This window comes from Streptococcus sp. Marseille-Q4154, assembly GCF_916700545.1.
In the GTDB taxonomy this organism is placed as follows: Bacteria; Bacillota; Bacilli; order Lactobacillales; family Streptococcaceae; genus Streptococcus; species Streptococcus infantis_I.
The window spans coordinates 153,531-177,034 of record NZ_CAKAKN010000001.1; the positions used below are offsets into that span (position 1 = coordinate 153,531).

The 23,504-nt window shown below is 39.2% G+C and carries 24 protein-coding genes; 18 read left to right on the forward strand and 6 right to left on the reverse strand.

Annotated elements, in window-relative coordinates:
- The first annotated feature begins 101 nt into the window (after positions 1-101).
- The 11 genes from LG369_RS00745 to LG369_RS00795 all read left to right on the forward strand — a co-directional run bounded on the left by LG369_RS00745 (position 102) and on the right by LG369_RS00795 (position 10,666).
- Positions 102-965, forward strand: coding sequence for an ABC transporter ATP-binding protein (locus tag LG369_RS00745; RefSeq protein ID WP_004250628.1), 864 nt, complete (start codon positions 102-104; stop codon positions 963-965).
- Positions 965-1,819 carry an ABC transporter permease gene (locus tag LG369_RS00750; protein ID WP_004250630.1) on the forward strand — a complete coding sequence of 285 codons (855 nt, stop codon included), beginning with the start codon at positions 965-967 and terminating at the stop codon, positions 1,817-1,819. The genes LG369_RS00745 and LG369_RS00750 overlap by 1 nt, the downstream gene beginning before the upstream one ends.
- A gap of 166 nt (positions 1,820-1,985) precedes the next feature.
- A complete protein-coding gene (gene ruvB, locus LG369_RS00755; protein ID WP_004250631.1) occupies positions 1,986-2,984 on the forward strand; it encodes a Holliday junction branch migration DNA helicase RuvB in 999 nt (332 codons plus the stop codon).
- Positions 2,965-3,537, forward strand: a complete 573-nt coding sequence (locus LG369_RS00760) for a nucleotidyltransferase family protein (protein ID WP_225749951.1) — start codon at positions 2,965-2,967, stop codon at positions 3,535-3,537. The genes ruvB and LG369_RS00760 overlap by 20 nt, the downstream gene beginning before the upstream one ends.
- A 929-nt stretch (positions 3,538-4,466) precedes the next feature.
- The gene (locus LG369_RS00765; RefSeq protein ID WP_006153032.1) at positions 4,467-4,667 is read left to right on the forward strand and encodes a hypothetical protein; all 201 of its coding nucleotides are present in this window, start codon (positions 4,467-4,469) and stop codon (positions 4,665-4,667) included.
- 66 nt (positions 4,668-4,733) lie between these two features.
- Positions 4,734-5,456 (forward strand): pseudouridine synthase, encoded by a 723-nt coding sequence (locus LG369_RS00770; protein ID WP_225749952.1) that lies wholly within the window; start codon positions 4,734-4,736, stop codon positions 5,454-5,456.
- A 107-nt stretch (positions 5,457-5,563) separates the two neighbouring features.
- Positions 5,564-6,898 carry an aminopeptidase C gene (gene pepC, locus LG369_RS00775; protein WP_006152794.1) on the forward strand — a complete coding sequence of 445 codons (1,335 nt, stop codon included), beginning with the start codon at positions 5,564-5,566 and terminating at the stop codon, positions 6,896-6,898.
- Between the two features lie 138 nt (positions 6,899-7,036).
- On the forward strand, positions 7,037-8,353 hold the full coding sequence (locus LG369_RS00780) for an ISL3 family transposase (RefSeq protein WP_004250640.1): 1,317 nt from the start codon (positions 7,037-7,039) through the stop codon (positions 8,351-8,353).
- Between the two features lie 234 nt (positions 8,354-8,587).
- Positions 8,588-9,193, forward strand: coding sequence for a DUF4230 domain-containing protein (locus LG369_RS00785; protein ID WP_004250641.1), 606 nt, complete (start codon positions 8,588-8,590; stop codon positions 9,191-9,193).
- Positions 9,194-9,359: 166 nt separating this feature from the next.
- Positions 9,360-9,605 carry a hypothetical protein gene (locus LG369_RS00790; protein WP_004250643.1) on the forward strand — a complete coding sequence of 82 codons (246 nt, stop codon included), beginning with the start codon at positions 9,360-9,362 and terminating at the stop codon, positions 9,603-9,605.
- Between the two features lie 368 nt (positions 9,606-9,973).
- On the forward strand, positions 9,974-10,666 hold the full coding sequence (locus LG369_RS00795; protein WP_004250645.1) for a leucine-rich repeat domain-containing protein: 693 nt from the start codon (positions 9,974-9,976) through the stop codon (positions 10,664-10,666).
- A gap of 83 nt (positions 10,667-10,749) precedes the next feature.
- Here LG369_RS00795 and LG369_RS08530 read toward each other — a convergent pair whose 3' ends face one another.
- The 5 genes from LG369_RS08530 to adhP form a co-directional block, all read right to left on the reverse strand.
- Entirely contained in the window at positions 10,750-10,839 is a 90-nt protein-coding gene (locus LG369_RS08530; RefSeq protein ID WP_367400507.1) for an IS3 family transposase, read from the reverse strand.
- A gap of 60 nt (positions 10,840-10,899) precedes the next feature.
- Positions 10,900-11,811 (reverse strand): PTS system mannose/fructose/sorbose family transporter subunit IID, encoded by a 912-nt coding sequence (locus LG369_RS00800; protein WP_070678627.1) that lies wholly within the window; start codon positions 11,809-11,811, stop codon positions 10,900-10,902.
- A 14-nt stretch (positions 11,812-11,825) separates the two neighbouring features.
- Complete coding sequence (locus tag LG369_RS00805; RefSeq protein WP_004250648.1) at positions 11,826-12,638, reverse strand: PTS mannose/fructose/sorbose transporter subunit IIC; 813 nt, start codon at positions 12,636-12,638, stop codon at positions 11,826-11,828.
- A 29-nt stretch (positions 12,639-12,667) separates the two neighbouring features.
- Positions 12,668-13,657: a PTS sugar transporter subunit IIB gene (locus tag LG369_RS00810; protein WP_070678630.1), complete on the reverse strand. Its 990-nt coding sequence runs from the start codon at positions 13,655-13,657 to the stop codon at positions 12,668-12,670.
- A 434-nt stretch (positions 13,658-14,091) separates the two neighbouring features.
- Complete coding sequence (gene adhP, locus LG369_RS00815; protein ID WP_070678633.1) at positions 14,092-15,111, reverse strand: alcohol dehydrogenase AdhP; 1,020 nt, start codon at positions 15,109-15,111, stop codon at positions 14,092-14,094.
- Positions 15,112-15,481: 370 nt separating this feature from the next.
- Here adhP and LG369_RS00820 point away from each other — a divergent pair, with 370 nt between their 5' ends.
- The 7 genes from LG369_RS00820 (at position 15,482) to LG369_RS00850 (ending at position 22,573) form a co-directional block, all read left to right on the forward strand.
- A complete protein-coding gene (locus LG369_RS00820) occupies positions 15,482-16,759 on the forward strand; it encodes a glutamate-cysteine ligase family protein (protein ID WP_074324498.1) in 1,278 nt (425 codons plus the stop codon).
- A 74-nt stretch (positions 16,760-16,833) separates the two neighbouring features.
- Positions 16,834-18,318: a threonine synthase gene (gene thrC, locus LG369_RS00825; protein ID WP_074324499.1), complete on the forward strand. Its 1,485-nt coding sequence runs from the start codon at positions 16,834-16,836 to the stop codon at positions 18,316-18,318.
- 60 nt (positions 18,319-18,378) lie between these two features.
- Positions 18,379-19,659, forward strand: coding sequence for an MATE family efflux transporter (locus tag LG369_RS00830; RefSeq protein ID WP_074324500.1), 1,281 nt, complete (start codon positions 18,379-18,381; stop codon positions 19,657-19,659).
- Positions 19,660-19,662: 3 nt separating this feature from the next.
- A complete protein-coding gene (locus LG369_RS00835) occupies positions 19,663-20,277 on the forward strand; it encodes an HAD family hydrolase (protein WP_074324501.1) in 615 nt (204 codons plus the stop codon).
- Between the two features lie 177 nt (positions 20,278-20,454).
- Complete coding sequence (locus LG369_RS00840) at positions 20,455-21,546, forward strand: LysM peptidoglycan-binding domain-containing protein (protein ID WP_225749953.1); 1,092 nt, start codon at positions 20,455-20,457, stop codon at positions 21,544-21,546.
- 228 nt (positions 21,547-21,774) lie between these two features.
- Positions 21,775-22,200: a MarR family winged helix-turn-helix transcriptional regulator gene (locus LG369_RS00845; RefSeq protein WP_074324503.1), complete on the forward strand. Its 426-nt coding sequence runs from the start codon at positions 21,775-21,777 to the stop codon at positions 22,198-22,200.
- A gap of 10 nt (positions 22,201-22,210) precedes the next feature.
- Positions 22,211-22,573 carry a DUF1304 domain-containing protein gene (locus tag LG369_RS00850; protein WP_070678653.1) on the forward strand — a complete coding sequence of 121 codons (363 nt, stop codon included), beginning with the start codon at positions 22,211-22,213 and terminating at the stop codon, positions 22,571-22,573.
- A gap of 46 nt (positions 22,574-22,619) precedes the next feature.
- Here LG369_RS00850 and LG369_RS00855 read toward each other — a convergent pair whose 3' ends face one another.
- Positions 22,620-23,477, reverse strand: a complete 858-nt coding sequence (locus LG369_RS00855) for a DUF975 family protein (protein WP_036756847.1) — start codon at positions 23,475-23,477, stop codon at positions 22,620-22,622.
- Between the last annotated feature and the right edge of the window lie 27 nt (positions 23,478-23,504).

Genomic DNA, 23,504 nt, shown 5'->3' on the forward strand with positions numbered 1-23,504 from the left:
GAATTGACCACATAATCATCCATTTCGACCACATAGCACCAAACTATATTTTTTCTTTTTCCTTTTTGTTAAACTGAAGGTGTAAAAAGGAGGAAGGAAATATGATTTTACAAGTAAAAGGCCTCACTAAGAACTATGGAGACTATACAGCAGTAAAAGATATAAATTTAGAGTTTAAAAAAGGAAGTTTTAACGCAATCTTAGGACCTAATGGGGCTGGCAAATCGACCACGATTTCAATGTTAATCGGACTTAAAAGAGCAACTAATGGTCAAATCATCTATGCGCCCAATACTCGGATTGGAGTTGTTTTTCAAGCAAGTGTATTGGATGAAAAGTTGACGGTCAAAGAAAACCTAGCCATTCGCGCTCAGCAGTATAAGGGGATTAAAGGTGGTCGTGTGGAAGATTTAATCAATCAACTAGGGTTGACTGCTTTTCAGAAACAACTTTATGGAACTTTATCAGGAGGACAGAAACGTCGAGTTGACATTGCTCGGGCTCTCCTAGCCAATCCCGATATTTTATTTCTAGATGAGCCTACGACTGGACTAGATATTCAGACTCGCAAATCCATTTGGGATTTATTGTATCGTCTACAAAGAGATGAAGGGATGACTATTATCTTAACGACTCATTATCTGGATGAAGCAGATGAGGCAGATCAACTTTATATTATAGATCATGGAAAGGTTATTGCCCAAGGTTCTGCTGCTGAAATTAAAAGTGAGTACGCTTCCAATCTTTTAAAAATTTGTTTTAAAGACAAGCAGGTGGAGAAATTCTTACCTAAAAATATGCCTGTGGAAAAGGAAAATGAGTTTGAGTATAGTCTTTATCCTAAGAGCCAATTGGAAGCTATTGATTATTTGACCCAAGTTCGTGAGAAGATTGCTAGCTTTGAATTTCGTCCAGGAACTATGGATGATGCCTTCATAGCCCTTACAGGAAGAGAGGTGCGCTAATGTTAGCTTTGTTAAAACGTGATTTTTTGTTGTATTTTCGTAATCGTTCAGGAGTCTTTTTCTCATTACTGGGAGCTTTGATTTCCTTTCTACTCTATATCATTTTTTTGCAGAAAAATCTGATGGATGCCTGGTCTCAACTTCCTGATAATAAGAGCCTTTTAAATAACTGGCTGATGGGTGGAACATTGGCTGTGACTGGGATTACAACCAGTTTTACAGCTTTGACCCAGATGGTACAAGATCGTGAAAATCAAGTGGATCAGGATCTCTTTTTGACAGATTTAGGGAGCTGGGGCTTGCAACTGTCTTATCTTATTAGTAGCCTTATCATTTCCTTTGTTATGCAAGCCTTTATGCTTGTTGTTATGAGCCTTTATTTTCAAGAAATTCCAGCTATGAGTAAGCTATTTGAAATTAGTTTAATCATGCTGCTAAGTAGTCTCCTTTCAACATTGGTAAATGTACTCTTGATTTATCATTTCCAGTCAGTAGATAGTCTGGGTAAATTGGCTACAATTGTAGGTACAGCTTCAGGATTTTTAGTGGGAACTTATGTACCAATGGGAATTCTTCCTAACTTCGCTAAAGTTCTCATGAAGTGCACACCGGCTACCTATCTTGCTTCTCTCTATAGACAGGTCTTAATGAAGGAGCAATTAGAAACTACATTTATGGGGAATAGTAGCTTATTAGAAGAGTTTCAAGAAAAATTAGGAATCCGGCTTAATTGGCAGAACCTTTTAACAAAGGAAGAAACATACTTAATAGTGGTGAGTATCTGCCTCCTAACTTTTCTGCTTTGGCTGGTAGTAGTTAAAATCTCTAGCAAAAAAATAAAATTTATAGGTTAAGCTAACTTTAAGTCTTCTACTGTATCATGTAATCATTAAGTAAAGACCTCCTAACTTTATTTAATAGAAATCCTAAACTTTTCTTTTTCATAATAATCTCCCTAAAGAAGCCACCAAATCAGGTGGCTTTTTTGTTTGTAGGCTGGATTTTTGCTATAATAGGAACATGAGTAGAATTTTAGATAATGAAATCATGGGTGATGAGGAGTTGGTAGAGCGTACCCTCCGTCCCCAATATTTACGTGAATATATCGGACAAGACAAGGTCAAGGATCAGCTTCAAATCTTTATCGAGGCAGCAAAAATGCGTGATGAGGCGCTAGATCATGTTCTTTTGTTTGGCCCTCCAGGTCTCGGGAAAACAACCATGGCTTTTGTCATTGCCAATGAATTGGGAGTCAATCTTAAGCAGACGTCTGGTCCTGTCATCGAAAAAGCAGGTGATTTGGTAGCGATTTTGAATGACTTGGAGCCAGGAGATGTTCTTTTTATTGATGAGATTCATCGCTTGCCCATGTCGGTAGAAGAGGTCCTTTACAGTGCCATGGAAGACTTCTACATTGACATCATGATTGGTGCAGGAGAAGCTAGCCGTAGTGTCCATCTAGATTTGCCACCTTTTACCTTGATTGGGGCAACGACACGAGCTGGGATGCTGTCCAATCCTCTTCGTGCCCGTTTTGGGATTACAGGTCACATGGAATATTACGAACATGCTGACTTGACAGAGATTGTCGAGCGGACGGCAGATATCTTTGAGATGGAAATCACTCATGAGGCGGCTTCCGAGTTAGCTTTACGCAGTCGTGGAACTCCTCGTATCGCCAATCGTCTCCTCAAGCGCGTGCGTGATTTTGCGCAGATTATGGGCGATGGCTTGATTGATGATGTGATTACGGATAAGGCCTTGACTATGCTGGATGTAGACCATGAAGGTTTGGACTATGTAGACCAGAAAATCCTTCGCACCATGATTGAGATGTACGGTGGGGGTCCTGTCGGTCTAGGAACTCTTTCGGTTAATATCGCTGAAGAGCGTGAGACGGTTGAGGATATGTACGAACCTTACCTGATCCAGAAAGGATTTATCATGCGAACTCGTTCAGGACGGGTCGCGACAGCCAAGGCCTATGAGCATTTGGGGTATGAATACATTGAAAAATAAGGCTGATATTTTAGACTCTTTCAGAGAAAATCCTGATATGATGGCTATTCTGACTATCATTCGTGACTTGGAGTTGAAAGATTCCTGGTTAGCAGCTGGTTCGGTTCGAAATTTTATCTGGAATCTTTTGTCAGAGAAACCAGCTTTTGACCGTGAAACGGATGTGGACGTCATTTTCTTTGACCCAGAGGTGAGTTATGAAGAAACGCTGGCAATAGAAAACAAGTTGAGAGAGGACTTCCCCCAGTATCTGTGGGAGTTGAAAAATCAAGCCTACATGCATCAGCATAGTCCCCATACGGAACCGTATGTGAATTCCTGTGACGCTATGAGTAAATATCCCGAACGTTGTACGGCGATAGGACTTCGCTTGCATGCTGACGCAACTTTAGAGCTCTTTGCTCCTTATGGTTTAGAGGATATTTTGAACTTTCAGGTTTCTCCAACTCCCCATTTTTTAGAAAATGACGACCGGATGAAGCTTTATCAACAGCGTTTATCTAAGAAAAACTGGCAAGTAAAATGGGAAAATCTCACAGTTAAAAATACTTAAGGAAACTTTAAGATAGGAGCTGTATACTTATCTCATAAGTTAAGAAGAACTTAACTTATACTCCTAAAACTTTTTCATAATAATCTCCCTATAAAAAAATTAAGTCGCCCAATCAGGCGGCTTTTTTTGTTGCGAACTCGATGTGAGAATGGTTTCTAATAAAGGGCAAACACCGGCGAAATGTTGACAAAGGGGAAAGATTTCTCTAGTATAAGAAGTGAGCTAGAGATTTTCTGAGATTAGAGTAAATTGAAGTCCAGTGGTTTGAGAAAGAGATGTTGAACAATGACTAAAAGAATGAAAAACAATAGGAAACTAGTTAATCTAGGATTGTATCAAAACAAAATAGTCTATTATGACTTAAAAGAAAAGAGACTTTACTTTTCAATTCTCGAAAGAACCTCTAAGAATTACCATTACTACACTCTTGGACTCACTTTGCTATCTCTCCCCATTATTCGATTGCTGAATGGTTTAACCATTTTTGATATCCCTACTATCAAATATTCTAGCGTCATTCTATGTTCCTGTCTTTCCTTGCTCATAGGAAAACTTGTAGTTGACTATTATGACAAAGACTTGGACTTATATCCTGCATTGTTTACAGATATTGAGTACTCAGAGTTCTTAGAAATAGCTAAGAAAAATGGAAGTCTTGCTTTTTTATTTATTTGTATTAGTAGTATCAGTTTGATGGTTTCCGTGATCAGTTATCTGGTCTATGCAAAGTTTTTAGGATTGCTGATTTATTCTGTTCTTTTGTTCATTCTCTACATTTGTGTAGTCAATAATGTACATAGACGGAATAAAGTTATTAAAAAACTTAACTAGTGAAAATCTTCCATATGATTGGTTGTGGAAGGTGTAAGGATATAGGAAGGTCTCGTGGAGTACTACGAATAAAATTTTTAAAAAAGATTGGAGTAAACATGAGTAACAAAGTGTCAATTATGCAAGAGATGTTTAAAAAAGAGGGGTCAGATGAACTGGTTCCTGCAGTAACCATTATCTTAGACGGTCAAATTAGAAATATCATCGATGCTCTTTCAGAACAGAATGGCTATGAAGGTTATCCAGAAGCTATTTCAGAAATTCTTTTCAAAGGGATAGAAAGCATGATTAAAAAATAAATTGGAGATAGATAATCCGAGAAAAAGAGAGCGAAAACCGCTCTCTTTTTGTGATATAATAGCCCTATGAGATTAGATAAATTTTTAGTTGCCTGTGCTGTCGGGAGTCGGACGGAAGTCAAAAACTTTCTCAAGTCAGGGCGCGTGACGGTCAATGGCAAGAAAGAAAAATCTGCCAAGCTACAAATTGATGAAGAGACAGACGAGATCTGTTTTGATGGGGAAAAACTAGACTACGAGGAGTTTGTTTACTATATGATGAACAAGCCCCAGGGCGTTATCTCAGCGACTGAAGATCCTAAACACAAGACAGTTTTGGATTTGTTGGATGACTATGCACGTGCCAAGGAAGTTTTCCCAGTAGGGCGCTTGGATATCGATACGCATGGACTCTTGCTCTTGACCAATGATGGCAAACTGGCTCATGCCCTTCTTTCACCTAAACGCCATGTGGATAAAACCTATCTTGCGCAGGTTAAGGGAATCATGACAGATACAGATGTTGAGACATTTGCCAAGGGAATTCCACTCAAGGACTTTACCTGTCAGCCTGCCAAGCTGGAGCTTGTGTCTATTGATACGGAAAAGGAAGAAAGCCTGGTCCGAGTGACCATTGCAGAAGGGAAATTCCACCAGGTCAAACGGATGGTGGCCTACTGTGGTAAAGAAGTTGTGGACTTGCAACGTTTAACCATGGGAACTTTGACCTTGGATGAGGATTTGAAAAGTGGAGAATGGCGTCGTTTAAGCAAGGAAGAGCTAGAAGGCTTGCTTAAAAGTGTTCAATAAACTGGATAATAGGAAAAGGTAGGGGAAATGTCCCTGCCTTTTTCAGTTTTTGGTTGCTTCCTTTGTGAAAAGAGTTATAATAGACAGTAAGAAAAAAGGAGGATTTTATGAACGCGATTCAAGAATCATTTACAGATAAATTATTTGCTAACTATGAAGCAAATGTAAAATACCAAGCTATCGAAAATGCTGCCAGTCACAATGGAATTTTTGCAGCCCTTGAGCGTCGTCAAAGCCATGTAGACAACACACCTGTTTTCTCACTTGACTTGACTAAGGACAAGGTCACTAACCAGAAAGCATCTGGTCGTTGCTGGATGTTTGCGGCCCTTAATACTTTCCGCCACAAACTCATCTCTCAATACAAACTTGAAAACTTTGAATTGTCACAAGCCCACACCTTCTTCTGGGACAAGTATGAAAAATCTAACTGGTTCTTGGAGCAAGTCATTGCGACAGCTGACCAAGAATTGACAAGCCGCAAGGTTAGTTTCCTGCTTCAAACTCCACAACAAGATGGTGGTCAGTGGGATATGGTAGTTTCTCTCTTTGAGAAATACGGTGTCGTACCTAAGTCTGTTTATCCAGAGTCTGTTTCATCTAGTAGCAGCCGTGAGCTCAATGCAATCCTTAATAAATTGCTTCGTCAAGATGCTCAAATCTTACGTGACCTCTTGGCTTCTGGCGCAGACCAAGCGACTGTTCAAGCCAAGAAAGAAGACCTCTTGCAAGAAATCTTTAATTTCCTTGCCATGTCACTAGGTCTCCCACCACGTCAATTTGACTTTGCTTATCGCGATAAGGATAACAACTACCAAAGCGAAAAAGGCATCACGCCACAAGAGTTTTACAAGAAATATGTCGACCTTCCACTAGAAGACTATGTTTCTGTGATCAATGCTCCAACTGCTGATAAACCTTACGGTAAATCTTACACAGTTGAGATGTTGGGAAATGTCGTTGGAAGCCGTGCAGTTCGCTACATCAACGTACCGATGGAACGCTTGAAAGAATTGGCCATTGCCCAAATGCAAACAGGAGAAACTGTTTGGTTTGGTTCAGATGTTGGCCAGCTCAGCAACCGTAAAGCAGGAATCCTTGCGACAGATGTCTATGATTTTGAATCAAGCATGGATATCCAACTCACTCAAGACAAGGCAGGACGTTTGGACTACAGCGAAAGCTTGATGACTCACGCTATGGTCTTGACTGGTGTTGATTTGGATGAAAATGGTAAATCAACTAAGTGGAAAGTTGAAAACTCATGGGGAGACAAGGTCGGAACAGATGGTTACTTTGTTGCTTCAGATGCTTGGATGGACGAATATACTTACCAAATCGTTGTCCGTAAAGAATTACTGACAGCAGAAGAACGAGCTGCTTATGAAGCAGAACCAATCGTCCTTGCACCATGGGATCCAATGGGTGCCTTGGCAGAATAAATGAGATATAAAAAGAATGTTTCTATAATTTTTAGGGTTGGTGGAAATTTTCCACCAACCCTATTTTAGTGTATACAAAAAGGCCAACATCCATTATATTAAAAGCGCCTAAACCTAAAACAAAAGAATGATGACCATATGAACAATATACTAGAAGCTACACTACAAATCAAAGATAAAAACATTATTTGGGATAATAATGTTCAAGAGAAGATATTAAAAAATAGAAAATCTTTATTTTATTCAGCTACATATACGCATAAACCAGAATTTTGTGCCGTTTGTGGGTGCGTTAGCCAAAATAACAATATAGTTAAAAACGGGACGAAAACTTCTCGTATCACTCTCTGTTCTGTTTCAGGCCTTCCAGCCTACTTAAATCTACGAAATCAGAGATTTCTCTGTAGAGAATGTGGTTCTTCATTTACTGCAGATACTAGTCGAATTGTAGAAAAATACTGTCATATCTCGAAACGATTAAAAAATGAAATTAAGGCAAAAATAAGTGAAACAGTATCTGAAACATATATTGCCAAAGAAACAAATGTTTCAATTCATACCGTTAGACGTATCATAGATGATACAGCACGATTATTAACGATTAAACCATTACATGATTTACCCGAGCATTTGTGTTTTGATGAATTTAAATCTGTTAAATCTTCCGATAGTAATATGAGCTTCATTATTTGTGATAGCACTACACACAAGTTGGTCGATGTTGTACGAGATAGAAAATCTTACAGTTTGAAACAATATTTTTATCGTTTTGAGCCTAAGACTAGATTAAAGGTGAAAACTATCTCCATCGATATGTACTTGCCATACATTCAATTAATAAAAGAAATGTTTCTTAACGCAAAAATTATCATTGATCCTTTTCACATTGTACAAGCCTTGAATAGAGAACTAAATCGAACTCGGGTACGTATCATGAATCAGCATCGTTATAAAAATCCTAAATTATATCGAAAGTTAAAACATTATTGGAAGTTAATTTTAAAGAACCCTAATGAACTTCAGAACTATAAATATAATCGTTATAAGCTTTTTGAAAGCTTCATAACAAGTAAAGGAATCGTAGATTATATCTTAGAAAACAATCCATCTCTAAAAAATGATTATGAGGTTGTACATTCACCTCGTGAATGTATACAGGATAGAGATTATATAGAATTCAAGGAAACGATTGAAGCAGCTACGCAATTAGACCTATCTCCTGGTTTAAAAAGAGTATTAAAGACTCTTATGACTTACTTGCCATATATTCAAAATACTTGTGAGTATCCAACTAGAACAAAAGGCCCTATTGAAGGAATAAACAATAAAATAAAAGTGCTTAAAAGAAATGCCTACGGCTTTAGAAACTATTACTATTTTAGAAATAGGATTATTTTAATAACAAAAATGTTTGGCCCAAAACAAAAAGGAATTAAGCAACAATTAGTTGCTTAATCCCTTCCTAAATTTCTTCATCAACACTATTTGACAAAGAGCCCTTTTTTAGTGCTCAAAATAGCACTCAATTTTAAATGGATTTGGTGTTCAAAAAATATAATCAAATGCAACAAACTAATTTCATTTTTAATAGGCACAATTAATTTTAGAAGATAGTACGAAAAAATATTGACTGTTTTCTTTAGAATGTGTAAAATTTAGATAGATTATTTAAAGTGAGGTTTTTTTATCTTGTCTATATTAAAGAAGAAATTTAATAAGTTTAGTGTTCTATTGAATCTGGTATTAATAGCTATTATAGCTATTGGAGTGCTATTTTTCTTACCTAAGGAACATAAATCAGAAGTCAAATCGTCAATTAATATCGAAAGTATTGAAAAAGTGAATGAAGTTGTATTTTTGAATGCGGGAATTAATGAAATTATTTCTGAAACAAAAACAACTCAAGTTTTTGGGTTTGATGTGCCGTTCTCTAAAAAAGCAGCATTAGTAATTTTAAATTATAACGCTAAATTTGGAATTAAAAGTAGTGTAAAGGTTGAACAAATAAGCGAAAAAGAATATAAGGTTATTGTTCCAAAATTGGAAGTAATTGGTGTTGAACTTTCAAAAGATGATCCTTATGATTTATATGATAGTCATGGAGAGTTATTAAGTGGGACTACAGAAGATGTTGATACTGGGAAATTGGTCACAAACCAACTTTCTAGTGATAAACAAGCAGAGTATTTAGATAAATTTAAGAGTGAAATTAAAGAATCTGCAATCAATTATTATAAAACAATATTTTCTTCAATGGATTCTGAAGTAAAAGTAACTATAGAATTTACAGAATAATTTTTGAAATACAAAACCCTGACCATCTCTGGTCAGGGTTTTGTGTGGTTCTATAATTTTTAGGGTTGATGGAAATTTTCCACCAACCCTATTTTAGTGTATACAAAAAGGCCAACATCCATTATATTAAAAGCGCCTAAACCTAAAACAAAAGGATGATGACCATATGAACAATATACTAGAAGCTATACTACAAATCAAAGATGCACACAATGAAGGTGTTACATTCCATTTCTTAGAGAATATTAAAGAAGTATTGCGTGATGAGAGTGGGAAAGTAACTGGTGTAAAGGTTATTACAATGGAACTTGGTGAATCAGATGAAAGTGGAAGAAGATTAACGCATGAAGTGGCAGGTAGTGAACATATTATTCCATGTGATCTTGTCGTTGCAGCAATTGAACAAAAGTAGACTTTAGTGTTCTAGATGAAAGGTAAAAATTTGACTTTCGGTCAACATCAGAATACAATAGAAATAAATAATAACAGGTGATGCATATTTAGGTCCTCAATCTATCGCAACCGCAATTAAAGACGGGCGAGAAGTTGCGACAGAAGTACATGAATCGTTTAAAGAAAACATATAAATAACTTGTGGTGCCTTTCGTTTTTTACTGGGAAAATTAAGGAACTATAGTTATAAATACTTAAAGATATTAATATATTAACATGCGTATATTTATAGGAAGATTAAATAGAAATATTTGATATTAGCAAGAATATCTACATCTTATAACATATAGGTATTAATATATTCATAAAATATTAGGAGGAGAAATAATGAACAAGAAACTATTATCAGGCTTATGTGCAGCAGTACTCTTATCAGGTTTAGTAGGATGCGGACCTAAGGAGTCAAAACAAAATACCACAACAAGTACTTCTACAATAGAAACAAAAAATACCACAACAAATAACTCTGAAGTAACAGAGAAGAACTTCAAAGACTTCCCGGATACAGATGAAAAGTACTTCACATATGAAGAGTGGCAAGAAGGATACGCAATCTATAGTTGTACTTCTGACGACAAGGTTGTTCGTGTACCAAAAACCATTAATGGTAAACCTGTTATAGCGATTGCACAGCGTGGTATGGCAAATCTTGAAAAATGTGAAGCAATCGTCTTACCAGATACAGTAAGATATGTTGGAGAGTCATCTTTTGGTCAAGATAAAGCATTGAAGTACATTTATTTAGGAACATCATTAGAAACTGTTGATGATCACGCATTTTTAGGAGCAAGTTCTCTAGAGTCTGTTGTATTTCCAGAAGGAACAAAATCAATTGGTCAATTGGTATTTTCAGACACACCATCAATCAAATCGATCACAATACCTGAAAGTGTAATTGAAATAACAGACTTATTTTACTTCCCAGAAAATTCAAATAAGAATGTAGAAATCCATACACCTAAGGGATCAAAGGCAGAAGAGGCTGCCAATAGTTTAGGACTCAAAGTAGTAAATGACTAAAGGGGAATAGTATGAACAAGAAACTACTATCAGGCTTAGGGACTGACCCCAAAAAGTGAGAATTTAATAAAAACACCCTAGGGCTACCGTCTTCGGTATTCAACCGGAGACAGGTAGTCCAATTTTTGTTGGATTCTTTTTTCATTAGGTTCTTCATCAACACTATTTGACAAAGAGCCAAAAGAATCAGGTGATAAACCTGATTCTTTTTTGTTTGTATGTTCTCACCGAGATTACATAATACCGAAGAAACGAGCTGCGATACCAACTGCAAAGAGGGCAAGGATGATTGTGATTGGAGATACTTTTTTCTTAAGCAACCACATGCAAAGGAAAGTAAGGAGAAGTCCCATCAATCCTGGAATCAATGAGTTCAACTGACCTTGAAGCGTTTGTGGTTGAACGCTATCCAAGCTCATGCCACTAAGTGCTTGACCAAGAATACCCTTCAATTCTCCACCTGTAACAGGACCTTCTGGGAAGTTGATGTAGGCACCTTCTGATAATTGTTTACCTGGAAGGTTGATAGTGAAGTTGATGGATACCCAACGTTGTACAAGAACGGCAAGGATAAACATACCAAGGATAGAAGCTCCTTTAGTGATGTCTTTCAAGATACCACCTGACATGTCTTTAGTGATTTCAGATCCAGCCTTGTAACCAAACTCTTGTGTATACCAAAGGAAAGACATACGGATTGCATTCCATCCAAAGAAGAAGAGAAGTGGTCCAACGATGTTACCAGTTGCAGCAAGTGAAGCACCAAGGGCACCAAGGATCGGACGAACTGTAAACCAGAAGACTGGGTCACCGATACCGGCAAGAGGTCCCATCATACCGATCTTAACACCTTGGATAGCAGCGTCATCGATTTCAGTACCGTTAGCGCGTTCTTCTTCAAGTGCAAGAGTAACCCCCATGATTGGAGCAGCTACGTATGGGTGAGTGTTGAAGAATTCAAGGTGACGCTCAAGAGCAGCTGCTTGGTCTTCTTTTTTAGTGTAAAGTTTCTTGATAGCTGGGATCAAAGAGTAAGCCCAACCCAAGTTTTGCATACGTTCGTAGTTCCAAGAACCTTGAAGGAATTGTGAACGCCACCAAACTTTTTGGCGATCTGATTTTGATAATTGAATTTTTTCAGCCATGATTGTTCCCCTTTCTAGTAGTCTTCTAGGATATCACCGATTGGATCGTTAGAAGTTGCAGCTCCTCCGCCACCGTTTCCACCTTGTTTAGAAAGGTTGAGGTAGATGAAGGCAAGGGCAACACCGATGACACCAAGGGCAATCAAAGTCAATTGAGAGATTGCTGCAAGAGCAAAACCGATAGCGAAGAATGGCCATACTTCACGAGTAGCCATCATGTTGATAACCAAAGCGTAACCAACGGCAACGACCATGGCACCACCGACAGCCATACCACCGTTCAACCAGTCTGGCATCAATTTAAGAGCATCTTGAACAGCAGAAGCAGGGATAGCGATAAGGAAGGCAGCAGGGATTGCAATACGTAGACCTTGAAGAACAAGGGCAAAGTAGTGAGCACGTTCAACAGCTGCAATGTTTCCTTCTTTAGCAGCAGCGTCAGCAGTGTGAACCAAACCAACTGAGATTGTACGAACAATCATAGTCAAGAAAAGTCCAGCTACGGCAAGAGGGATTGCAGTTGCAGTTGCGACTGCGATACCTTCAGTAGTAAAGTTACCACCTTTAATCATGATGATTGCAGCAGCAACAGAAGCAAGAGCAGCGTCAGGAGCTACAGCAGCTCCGATGTTTGCCCAACCAAGAGCGATCATTTGAAGTGATCCACCAAGCATAACCCCAGCTTCGAGGTTACCAGTTACAAGCCCGATAAGGGTACATGCTACGATTGGTTGATGGAATTGGAATTGGTCGAGGATACCTTCAAGACCTGCGAAGAAGGCAACAACTACAACCAAGATAGCAGAAATGATTGAAATATCTGACATGGTTTTATTCCTTTTCTATTTAATGTTAATTATTGAACGTTAGCTTTGCTAATCAAGTCAAACAAATCTTTTTTAGTGTCGTTTGGTACTTTACGTACGTCAAATTCAACACCAAGGTCACGCATTTTTTCAAATGTAGCAACGTCGTCTTTGTCCATTGACAATACGTTGTTGACCATTGTTTTACCAGTTGAGTGAGCCATTGATCCAACGTTAAGAGTCTTGATTGGTACACCACCTTCGATAGCTCGAAGAGCATCTTGTGGTGTTTCAAACAAGATAAGGGCGTGTGTGTTACCAAAACGAGGGTCTTTTGCAACCTCAATCAATTTTTGGATTGGAACAACGTTAGCCTTCACTCCGTTTGGAGCTGCTTGTTTGATCAATTCTTTACGAAGGTCATCTTTAGCAACGTTATCTGAAGCAACGATGATACGGTCTGCTTTTGAATCTGGTGTCCAAGCAGTTGCGACTTGCCCGTGAAGAAGACGTGTGTCAAGACGAGCAAGATTGATTTTCAATTTACCGTCTCCGATTACAGTTCCTTCTGGAATAGCAGCTTGGGCTACAGGAGCAGCTGCAGCAGTTGCAACTTCCTCAGCTGGGTTTAGCTCTTCTGGAAGGGCCTTGATGCCATCTTTGGCTTCTTTAATGATGTTTGCAGCAACTTTAGCCACTCCGGCATTAGCGTCCATCAGGCGTTCGGTGTAGGCTTGGATTAACATCGGCAAGTTAAGTCCTGTGATGATGGCAAATTTACGCTCAGGATTTTCTCCCATTACGCGGCTAGCTTGGTTAAATGGAGAACCACTCCAAAGGTCAGCCAATACTAGAACCTCATCTTCTGCGTCAAATGCAGCCACAGCATTGTTGAATTTTGCGTATAAGTCATCTGGACCTTCGTTTGGCATAAAGGTTACAACTTGAACCTTTTCTTGTTCACCAAAGATCATAGATCCTGACTGATGAATACCCGCGGCAAATTCACCGTGGCTCGCAATAATGATTCCGATACTCATTATTGTCATTCCTCCTTATAAAATGTTTGGCTTGTAGTTTAAGAAAACTTTAAGACTCTTTAAGTATAAACCGTTTTCAGCAAAAAATCAACTACTTATAATAAATCCTAAAAAGTGGAGGGAGAAGGCTGTTTTAGAGATGTTGATATATCAACATCTAGTGGTTTTATCTAGAGAATAGTAAAAAAATTTAATATAAAAAAGTCCTAGTACAGAAATCGACGAACCAAATCGGTATCTTATTTCTAGCCCCCTATACTTCAACCATTGGATGCTTAAAGAATGTGGATAGTAAAATGACGTTTTGTCAATAGTGTTCTTGAGCGTTAAAAAAAAGAACTTTAAGTTCAATAAATTGCTATGTCAAAATTTTATTGCTAAAAAACGAGGTGGGGTCTTTTGTCCCTACCTCGTTTTGGAATTTATTATCTATCTTAATGAGTAAAGTCTAGAACCATGCGACCTTGGATGGTGCCAGCAGCCATTTCATCAAAGACAGCAATGGCATCTTCGACGGGCCGTTTTTGAACAACTGGAACCACGAGACCTTCAGCACCAAATTGGAAAGCTTCTTCCAAATCTTTACGTGTACCAACAAGGGAACCGATGACCTGAATACCGTCAAGAACTGTTTTAACGATACTTAGATCCATCATTTCTGAAGGGAGTCCGACAGCTACTACACGACCACCTGCACGAACAGAGTCAACTGCTTGGTTGAAGGCAACTTTTGATACAGCTGTTACGACAGCTGAGTGAGCACCACCGTTTGTTTTTTCTTTGATAAGGCCTGGAACATCTTCGACTTCAAGACCATTAATCACGATATCAGCACCGACTTCTTTAGCTAGAGCAAGTTTATCGTTGTTAATATCTACTGCTATAACGTGAGCGTTGAATACTTTTTTAGCGTATTGAACAGCTAAGTTACCAAGTCCTCCAGCACCATAGAGTACAACCCATTGGCCTGGCTCAACTTTTGCTTCTTTGATAGCCTTGTAGGTAGTAACACCGGCACAAGTGATTGAAGAAGCTTGGGCTGGATCGAGACCTTCTGGAACCTTAACAGCATAATCTGCAGTTACGATACATTGTTCTGCCATACCACCATCAACTGAGTAGCCAGCATTTTTTACTGTACGGCAAAGGGTTTCGCGTCCGGTTGTACAATATTCACACATGCCACAGCCTTCAAAGAACCAAGCTACGCTGACACGGTCACCAACTTTTAGACTCTTAACATCAGGAGCGATTTCTTTTACGATACCGATCCCTTCGTGACCGAGAACACGTCCTGGAACTTTTCCAAAGTCACCATGGGCAACGTGGAGGTCTGTATGGCAAACACCACAGTACTCAACTTCAACAAGTGCTTCGCCATTTTCGAGCGGACGGAGCACTTTTTCTTCAATAGCAACACCAGTGCTTTCTGGATTTACAACAACAGCTTTCATAGCTATCCTCCTTGGTTAGTAGTTGAGGTGCAGAGGAAAAGGGGCTTGCCTTAAATCGTGATTCAAGTGAAGTCAAATTTGAACTGCCCTCTTTTTTGTCTATATGTGAATTATATCACGATATTTAATATAATGCAAGGAGATTTATGTAAAAATATATGAAATCGCTTAACTGGTTGACGATACTGTGAAATTTGCACAATAATATCTAACGTATTCATGGAAAATTTCATATAAAGAGGAACTTATTTGGTCTCAAATATAGGGAGTGAGCTTACAAACAGATTTTCTAAGATTCATCTCTAGGAGTTTTTGGTATAATAGAGAGTAATTTATTTTCTAGTATAAGAAGTTAGAGTGAGAGGTATGTATGTCCCCTTCAATTCAGTTATTAAAAGACCGCTATTTAAAAAATATCAAAGAAAATCCAGATCTCTACATCGGTATTGAGTTGGAGTTTCCTATTGTTCATACGAAAGGCCAACCTACAGATATTGAAGTCAGCAAGGATTTGTTGCGCTTTTTGGTGGATGCTCTCAGTCTGAAAGTTGAAAAGGAGGACCAGGAGGGCAATCCGATTCAACTTATAGAACCTGTGAGTCAGGATCGGATTTTGTTTGAGGTTTCCTACACGACCTTGGAATTTGCCTTTGGTAGGGCTCAGAATATCCAAGAGGTTGAAGGACGTTTTCAGGCCTATATGAAGGTAATCCAAGAAAAGCTAGGCGAAAAGAATCATGCTATCCAGGGTTTGGGGATTCATCCAAACTGGAATCAAAATGACAATCGACCTGTCGCTTATCCACGCTATCAGATGCTGATGGATTATCTGAGTATGGGGAGTCACCAAGAAAGTGCGCATTTACATGACTTTCCACAATACGGAGCCTTCATCTGCGGGAGTCAAGTCCAGTTGGATGTTTCGACCGATAACTACCTACGTGTCATCAATGCTTTCACACAGATAGAGGGAGCCAAAGCTTACCTGTTTGCCAATTCTGAGTTTTCTGGAGCAGACTGGGACACCCAGATTTCACGAGATATTTTTTGGGAAGACTCCATGCATGGGATTTATCCAGAGAATGTTGGTGTCAATACCAGACTCTTTAAAGATGAAGATGATTTCTTTGATTATTTAGACCATTCTGCGATTTTCACAGCAGAACGAGATGGAGAAACCTATTATTTTTCTCCGATTCAAGCTAGAGATTACCTAGCTATTGACGATATTCATGCTTATACTCTAAATGGGAAAGAAACTTTTCTTGTTCCTCTAGAAAAGGATTTCCAAACGCACCGTAGCTACCAATTCCAAGATTTAACAACTAGAGGAACGGTCGAATTTCGGAGTGTTTGTACACAGCCGCTAGGCCGAACCTTTGCTTCAGCAGCCTTTCATCTAGGTTTGTTGGTGAATCTTGACAAGCTTGAAGCTTACCTAGAATCAGCTCCTTTCTTTGGAAATTTTGGTCGTGACTACAAGTCTTTGAGAAGACAATTTTCTAAAAAACACCTCACAGATGAAGAAACAGCTGGGATTGTCCAGTTCTCCAAAGACTTGCTAGCGATAGCAGAGCAAGGACTTAAGATGAGAGGTCAGAGTGAAACGACTTATTTAGAAGCTTTGAAAGAAGAATTGGACGTATAATTTTCTTATAACGGAAGAATTTTCTGAAAAATCATGTTATAATGAATGAGACTATAGATAAAGGATAGAGATTTATGACATTAGTTTATCAATCAACGCGTGATGCGAACAATACAGTAACAGCCAGCCAAGCGATTTTGCAAGGTTTGGCAACAGATGGAGGCTTGTTCACTCCAGTAAGCTATCCAAAGGTGGACTTGGATTTTGACACATTGAAAGACGCTTCCTACCAAGAAGTGGCTAAACTTGTCTTGTCAGCCTTCTTGGATGACTTTACAGCAGAAGAGTTGGACTATTGTATCACCAATGCCTATGACAGCAAATTTGATACACCAGCTATTGCCCCTCTTGTCAAACTTGATGGTCAATATAACTTGGAACTTTTCCACGGTTCAACCATTGCCTTCAAGGATATGGCCTTGTCTATCTTGCCCTACTTTATGACAACAGCTGCTAAGAAACACGGTTTGGAAAACAAGATTGTCATCTTGACAGCAACATCTGGAGATACTGGGAAAGCTGCTATGGCAGGATTTGCGGATGTCCCAGGAACTGAAATTATCGTCTTTTATCCAAAAGATGGTGTCAGCAAGGTACAAGAGTTGCAAATGACCACTCAAACTGGGGACAATACTCATGTTATCGCCATCGATGGAAACTTTGACGATGCTCAGACAAACGTGAAACATATGTTCAATGATGTGGCTCTTCGTGAGAAATTGGCAGCCAACAAGCTCCAGTTCTCATCAGCTAACTCTATGAATATTGGTCGTTTGGTCCCTCAGATTGTCTATTATGTTTATGCCTACGCTCAGCTTGTTAAAACTGGCGAAATTAAGGCTGGTGATAAAGTTAACTTCACCGTACCGACAGGAAACTTTGGAAATATCTTAGCAGCCTTTTACGCCAAACAAATCGGCCTACCAGTTGGCAAGTTAATCTGTGCTTCAAATGACAACAATGTCTTGACAGATTTCTTTAAAACTCGTGTTTATGACAAGAAGCGTGAGTTTAAGGTGACTACTAGTCCATCTATGGATATCTTAGTATCTTCAAACTTGGAGCGTTTGATTTTCCATCTTTTAGGAAATGATGCGGTTAAGACAGCTGAACTCATGAATGCTTTGAACACTCAAGGTCAGTATGAATTGACAGATTTTGATGCAGAGATTCTTGACCTTTTTGCAGCAGAGTATGCGACTGAAGCAGAAACAGCAGCAGAAATCAAGCGTGTTTATGAGTCAGATGCTTATATTGAGGATCCTCATACAGCAGTTGCTTCGGCCGTATATAAAAAATACCAAGCAGCTACAGGCGATATGGCTAAGACCGTGATTGCTTCAACAGCTAGTCCATATAAATTCCCAGTAGTTGCAGTAGAAGCTGTAACAGGGAAATCAGGCTTGACCGACTTTGAAGCTTTGGCTCAGTTGCACGAAATTTCAGGAGTGGCAGTGCCACCAGCAGTTGATGGCCTTGAAACAGCTCCAGTTCGTCACAAGACAACTGTTGCAGCGGCAGATATGCAGGCAGCAGTAGAATCTTATTTAGGACTTTAAAAGAGAGGAAGTAAACTCGGTTGGGAAACTAACTGAGTTTCTTTTCATCAGGAGGAAGGATTGTTTAAGAAAAATAAGGATATTCTCAACATAGCTTTACCTGCCATGGGTGAAAATTTCTTACAGATGCTCATGGGGATGGTAGATAGCTACTTGGTAGCTAATCTTGGGTTAATCGCCATTTCGGGTGTTTCTGTAGCTGGAAATATTATCACCATTTATCAGGCTATTTTTATTGCCTTGGGAGCAGCAATTTCTAGTGTTATATCAAAAAGTTTGGGACAGAAAGATCAGTCTAGACTAGCCTACCATGTGACAGAAGCTCTCAAGATAACCTTGCTATTGAGTTTAATTTTAGGTGGCTTGTCCATCTTTGCAGGTCAAGAGATGATTGGTCTTTTGGGTACTGAAGCGCCTGTGGCTAAGAGCGGTGGACTTTACCTGTCATTGGTGGGTGGTTCAATTGTTCTCCTGGGCTTAATGACTAGTTTAGGGGCCTTGATTCGCGCTACCCACAATCCTCGACTGCCGCTTTATGTTAGTTTTTTATCCAATGCTTTAAATATTGTTTTTTCAAGTGTCGCCATTTTTATCCTTGATATGGGGATAGCTGGTGTAGCTTGGGGGACTATTTTGTCTCGTTTGATCGGGGTTGTGATTTTGTGGTCACAATTAAAACTTCCATATATGAGACCGACGTTTGGACTGGATAAAGACCTGCTGACCTTGGCGTTACCTGCAGCAGGAGAGCGTCTCATGATGAGGGCTGGTGATGTAGTCATTATTGCCTTGGTTGTTTCCTTTGGGACGGAGGCAGTCGCGGGAAATGCTATCGGTGAAGTTTTGACTCAGTTCAACTATATGCCTGCTTTTGGTGTTGCGACAGCAACAGTCATGCAGGTAGCTCGAGCAGTTGGGGAGGATGATTGGGCAAGGGTGGACAGACTAAGTAAGCAAACTTTTTGGTTGTCTTTCTTTCTCATGTTGCCCTTAACGCTTAGTATCTATGCTCTCGGGACACCACTAAGCTATCTCTACACCAGCGATCCTGTGGCTATCAAAGCCAGTGTTTTAGTGATTCTTTTTTCACTTTTAGGGACTCCTATGACAACGGGAACGGTCATTTATACAGCTGTCTGGCAAGGTTTGGGAAATGCCCGACTTCCCTTTTATGCGACAAGTATTGGAATGTGGTGCATCCGTATTGGGACTGGTTACCTGATGGGAATTGTTCTTGGCTGGGGTTTGCCTGGTATCTGGGCAGGAACGCTTTTGGATAATGGTTTCCGTTGGATTTTCCTACGCTATCGTTACAAATCTTATATGACATTGAAAGGATAAAAAATGCAAGAAACGGCTTTTATTTGGGATTTAGACGGGACCTTATTGGACTCCTATGAAGCTATTTTGTCAGGGATCGAGGAAACCTATGCACAATTTTCCATTCCTTTTGACAAGGAGAAAGTTCGAGCTTTTATCTTGAAATACTCTGTCCAGGATTTACTAATGCAAGTGGCAGAAGAAAGAGGCTTGGATGTTGATAGGCTCAATCAAGTTCGGGCTCAGAGCTTGGCTGAAAAGAATGCCCAGGTCATCTTGATGCCGGGGGCGCACGAGGTTTTAGCCTGGGCAAATCAGCAAGGAATTCAGCAATTTGTTTACACCCACAAAGGCGATAATGCCTTGACTTTTTTACGAGATTTGGGCTTGGATGTTTATTTTACAGAAATTTTGACAAGCCAGAGCGGTTTTGCTCGTAAACCAAGTCCAGAAGCAGCGACCTACCTTATCAGCAAATACCATTTAAAACCAGACCGCACCTTTTATATAGGGGACCGCACCTTAGATATCTATTTTGCACAAAACAGTGGCATCCAGAGTATCAATTTCCTTGGAGCTCTAGTGGATTGCAATCATCAGATTTCTTGTTTAGCGGATATTCCTTCTCTCTCTTTATGAAAGTTTTATGAAAGAGAATATGTCAGCTTTGTGACAAAATTCATACATACTATTTCAATTAATGTGGTTTGTTACAGAGCTTAGACAGTTTTATTAAATAGCCCCCCAAGGGCTTTTTTTCTTTTTTCTTTATGTTATGATAGAAAGGTACTACATTTGAAAAGGAGTTTGAATAGTATGAAGAAACGAATTATTTTAGCATCAACAGTAGCTCTATCACTTGCCCCTACCTTGGCGACTCAAGCAGAAGAAATTGTATGGTCACCACGTTCAGTTGAGCAAATTCAAAACGATGTTGCTAAAAGCGAAAATAAAACAAGTTACACAATTAAGTACGGAGATACCCTAAGCACGATTGCAGAGGCTTTGGGAGTAGACTTAAATGTCCTTGCAAACTTGAACAAAATCACAAATATTGACTTGATTTTCCCAGAAACTGTACTGACTACAACTGTTAACGAAAATGAAGAAGTAACAGAGGTTGAGGTTTATACACCTCAAGAAGTTGGTTCTGATGTAGCAAGTGCAACAGCAGATTTAACAACGAATCAAGTAACAGTAGATGAACAAACTGTTCAAGTCGAAGATTTGACACAACCAGTTGAAGAAACTGAAGCTGTAGCAGAAACTACAGTATCGTCAGAAGCAACAACAGCAGAAGCAACTACTGAAGCTGCGGCACCTGTCGTTGAAGAAACAACTACGGTCGCTGAACCAACAACTACGGTCGCTGAACCAACTACAACAGTTGAAGAAACAACGACTACTGTTGAGGAGACAACTACAACAGAAGCAACAACTGAGGCTGTAACAGAAGCTCAATCAGCTCCAGCAACTTACCAAGCTGAACCAAGTCAAGGTGCATCAGCAACTTATACAGCGCCAGCTGCTCCTGATTATGCAAATATTGCAGCTACAAAATCAGAAAATGCAGGTCTCCAACCACAAACTGCTGCCTTTAAAGAAGAAGTAGCTAACTTGTTTGGTATCACATCATTTAGTGGTTACCGTCCAGGAGATCCAGGTGACCACGGAAAAGGTCTAGCGATTGATTTCATGGTCCCAGTTAGCTCAGCTCTCGGTGATCAAATTGCAGATTATGCTATCCAAAATATGGCTAGCCGTGGAATCAACTACATCATCTGGAAACAACGTTTCTACGCACCATTTGATAGCAAATACGGACCAGCTTACACTTGGAATCCAATGCCAGACCGTGGTAGCGTAACAGAAAACCACTATGACCATGTTCACGTATCAATGAACTAATAATGAACGAGAAGTTGGGAACTGATTCAGTTTCCACTTCTTTTTTATTTTCAAATTCTTAGATAGCAAAGATAAACTCCAGACATAAAATTTGGAAACCTAGTTTTCTGGGATTGTGGCTAGCAGGCAAATTTAACGGATTGAGCAAATGGCTTGCAAAGTCAATTCATTTGTATTATACTTGATGAGTCAATTATTGATAAATCAAATATCAACGAGGAAAGAACAATGTCAGAAATACATGAATTGCTGTACCAGCTCCATTTAACGGATCAAACGATTACTCAACTTTTTGAGAAACAATTGGGAATTAGTTTAACCCGCTATCAAATTCTGCAGTTTTTATTGCAAAAGTCACCGTGTAACCAAACTGCCGTTCAAGAGAAGTTACAGATTGACCAGGCAGCTTTGACCCGTCATTTTAAGGTTTTAGAGTCAGAGGGCTATGTCAGTCGTAAGCGTAATCCAATCAATCAGCGGGAAGTCCTAGTTGAATTAACCCAAGAAGCCAAGAATCAACTATTAGTTAATCCGCCTAAATATCACTTGAATGTGAAGGAACAGATGGAGAGCATCTTATCGCCTGGTGAGCAGAAAGAACTGACAACCTTACTGACAAAACTAGTCTCAGGTTTAGAAAAAATAGAATTTTAAGGAGAACACTATGTCAATCATTACTACTGTTTTAGCAACTATTGTTGCCCTCGAACATTTTTATATCTTTTATTTGGAGAGTATGGTAACCCAATCAGACGCAACTAGCCGGGTCTTTAATATGGGAAAGGAAGAGTTGACTCGACCATCTGTTGCCTCACTGTTTAAAAATCAAGGGATTTATAATGCTTTGATTGGGGTGTTTCTTATCTATGGGATTTATTTCTCGCATAGCTTAGAAATCGTAACAATCTTTGTTTTGTTTGTCATAGGAGCAGCGACTTATGGCGCTTTAACAGCAGATAAAAAAATCATTCTAAAGCAAGGTGGCCCAGCAATCTTAACACTTTTGAGTATCCTCTTATTAAAATAAAAAAACCAGCACTTTCTATGAAGGTGCTGGTTTTTAATAACTGCTGTTAAACTTTTCTCCGCTTGATTTCAAGTAGTCTTTGATAGAAGAAGATTTGGCTACTATAGATATAAGGGAAGATAGAGATACTTGCGATTCCAAAGCTAATCCAGATAAGGATATACCAAGGAAGTAGTTGTAAATCAAGGACAAAGCGTTGGAACTTATAGCCTTTCATAAGAAAGCGGCTGGTATGCAGCACGCGGCTCGGTTTGGCAATTCCGATTGCAAGGGTGTCACATAAAAGTAGTTCAACTTGGGAATAGGCATAATATTGTGGCAGATAGATAATGGTTCCCAAAATCATTACTAGGACGCTACCAAAGAAATAGAGAGCGAAAGTAAGTAGGAAGTGTTCGATATCTGGATTGGTGACGTCGACAGATGGAAATTCGGGATGAAGTTCCACAAATTTACGAGCCATGGCACTGCTATAAAAGAGCAAGTAGACTCCAAAAAGATTAGGGATGCTCCATAAAAAGAGATAGAAACGCTTGAGTAAGAGCGTTAGAAAAGTTTGGGTAAAGAAGCGGTTGTCAAGCAAGGACAGACTATCTTTAAAGGAAAGCTCTATCTCAGAAATTCTGTAAAGATTAATCGTGGTAAAGAGGGCACCAGCTAGGATGATGGAACTTGTAAATCCAACGGCTATCGGAAAGAGAGCAGACTGGATTGTAATCCCTAGAAAACTCAAGAAGGACTGTTCAAGAATGCCTTCATCAAGTAGGGATAAAGGTCTGATAAAGCTCGATAGAATCAAGAGAATACTTGGTAATAAAAAGACAAGCAGCAAGCGAGGATGCTCGGCTTGAAATTGTCTAGCCTGCTCGCGAACTTCTTTTAAATTAATTTTTGGGTACTTCATTCTTTCATTATACCATAGTTCGTGACA

Excerpts from the sequence above, each read along its gene's own strand:
- LG369_RS00745 (WP_004250628.1), top strand. The coding sequence starts at position 102 with ATGATTTTACAAGTAAAAGGCCTCACTAAGAACTATGGAGACTATACA.
- LG369_RS00750 (WP_004250630.1), top strand. The coding sequence starts at position 965 with ATGTTAGCTTTGTTAAAACGTGATTTTTTGTTGTATTTTCGTAATCGT.
- ruvB (WP_004250631.1), top strand. The coding sequence starts at position 1,986 with ATGAGTAGAATTTTAGATAATGAAATCATGGGTGATGAGGAGTTGGTA.
- LG369_RS00760 (WP_225749951.1), top strand. The coding sequence starts at position 2,965 with ATGAATACATTGAAAAATAAGGCTGATATTTTAGACTCTTTCAGAGAA.
- LG369_RS00765 (WP_006153032.1), top strand. The coding sequence starts at position 4,467 with ATGAGTAACAAAGTGTCAATTATGCAAGAGATGTTTAAAAAAGAGGGG.
- LG369_RS00770 (WP_225749952.1), top strand. The coding sequence starts at position 4,734 with ATGAGATTAGATAAATTTTTAGTTGCCTGTGCTGTCGGGAGTCGGACG.
- pepC (WP_006152794.1), top strand. The coding sequence starts at position 5,564 with ATGAACGCGATTCAAGAATCATTTACAGATAAATTATTTGCTAACTAT.
- LG369_RS00780 (WP_004250640.1), top strand. The coding sequence starts at position 7,037 with ATGAACAATATACTAGAAGCTACACTACAAATCAAAGATAAAAACATT.
- LG369_RS00790 (WP_004250643.1), top strand. The coding sequence starts at position 9,360 with ATGAACAATATACTAGAAGCTATACTACAAATCAAAGATGCACACAAT.
- LG369_RS00795 (WP_004250645.1), top strand. The coding sequence starts at position 9,974 with ATGAACAAGAAACTATTATCAGGCTTATGTGCAGCAGTACTCTTATCA.
- LG369_RS00800 (WP_070678627.1), bottom strand. The coding sequence starts at position 11,811 with ATGGCTGAAAAAATTCAATTATCAAAATCAGATCGCCAAAAAGTTTGG.
- LG369_RS00805 (WP_004250648.1), bottom strand. The coding sequence starts at position 12,638 with ATGTCAGATATTTCAATCATTTCTGCTATCTTGGTTGTAGTTGTTGCC.
- LG369_RS00810 (WP_070678630.1), bottom strand. The coding sequence starts at position 13,657 with ATGAGTATCGGAATCATTATTGCGAGCCACGGTGAATTTGCCGCGGGT.
- adhP (WP_070678633.1), bottom strand. The coding sequence starts at position 15,111 with ATGAAAGCTGTTGTTGTAAATCCAGAAAGCACTGGTGTTGCTATTGAA.
- LG369_RS00820 (WP_074324498.1), top strand. The coding sequence starts at position 15,482 with ATGTCCCCTTCAATTCAGTTATTAAAAGACCGCTATTTAAAAAATATC.
- thrC (WP_074324499.1), top strand. The coding sequence starts at position 16,834 with ATGACATTAGTTTATCAATCAACGCGTGATGCGAACAATACAGTAACA.
- LG369_RS00835 (WP_074324501.1), top strand. The coding sequence starts at position 19,663 with ATGCAAGAAACGGCTTTTATTTGGGATTTAGACGGGACCTTATTGGAC.
- LG369_RS00840 (WP_225749953.1), top strand. The coding sequence starts at position 20,455 with ATGAAGAAACGAATTATTTTAGCATCAACAGTAGCTCTATCACTTGCC.
- LG369_RS00845 (WP_074324503.1), top strand. The coding sequence starts at position 21,775 with ATGTCAGAAATACATGAATTGCTGTACCAGCTCCATTTAACGGATCAA.
- LG369_RS00850 (WP_070678653.1), top strand. The coding sequence starts at position 22,211 with ATGTCAATCATTACTACTGTTTTAGCAACTATTGTTGCCCTCGAACAT.
- LG369_RS00855 (WP_036756847.1), bottom strand. The coding sequence starts at position 23,477 with ATGAAGTACCCAAAAATTAATTTAAAAGAAGTTCGCGAGCAGGCTAGA.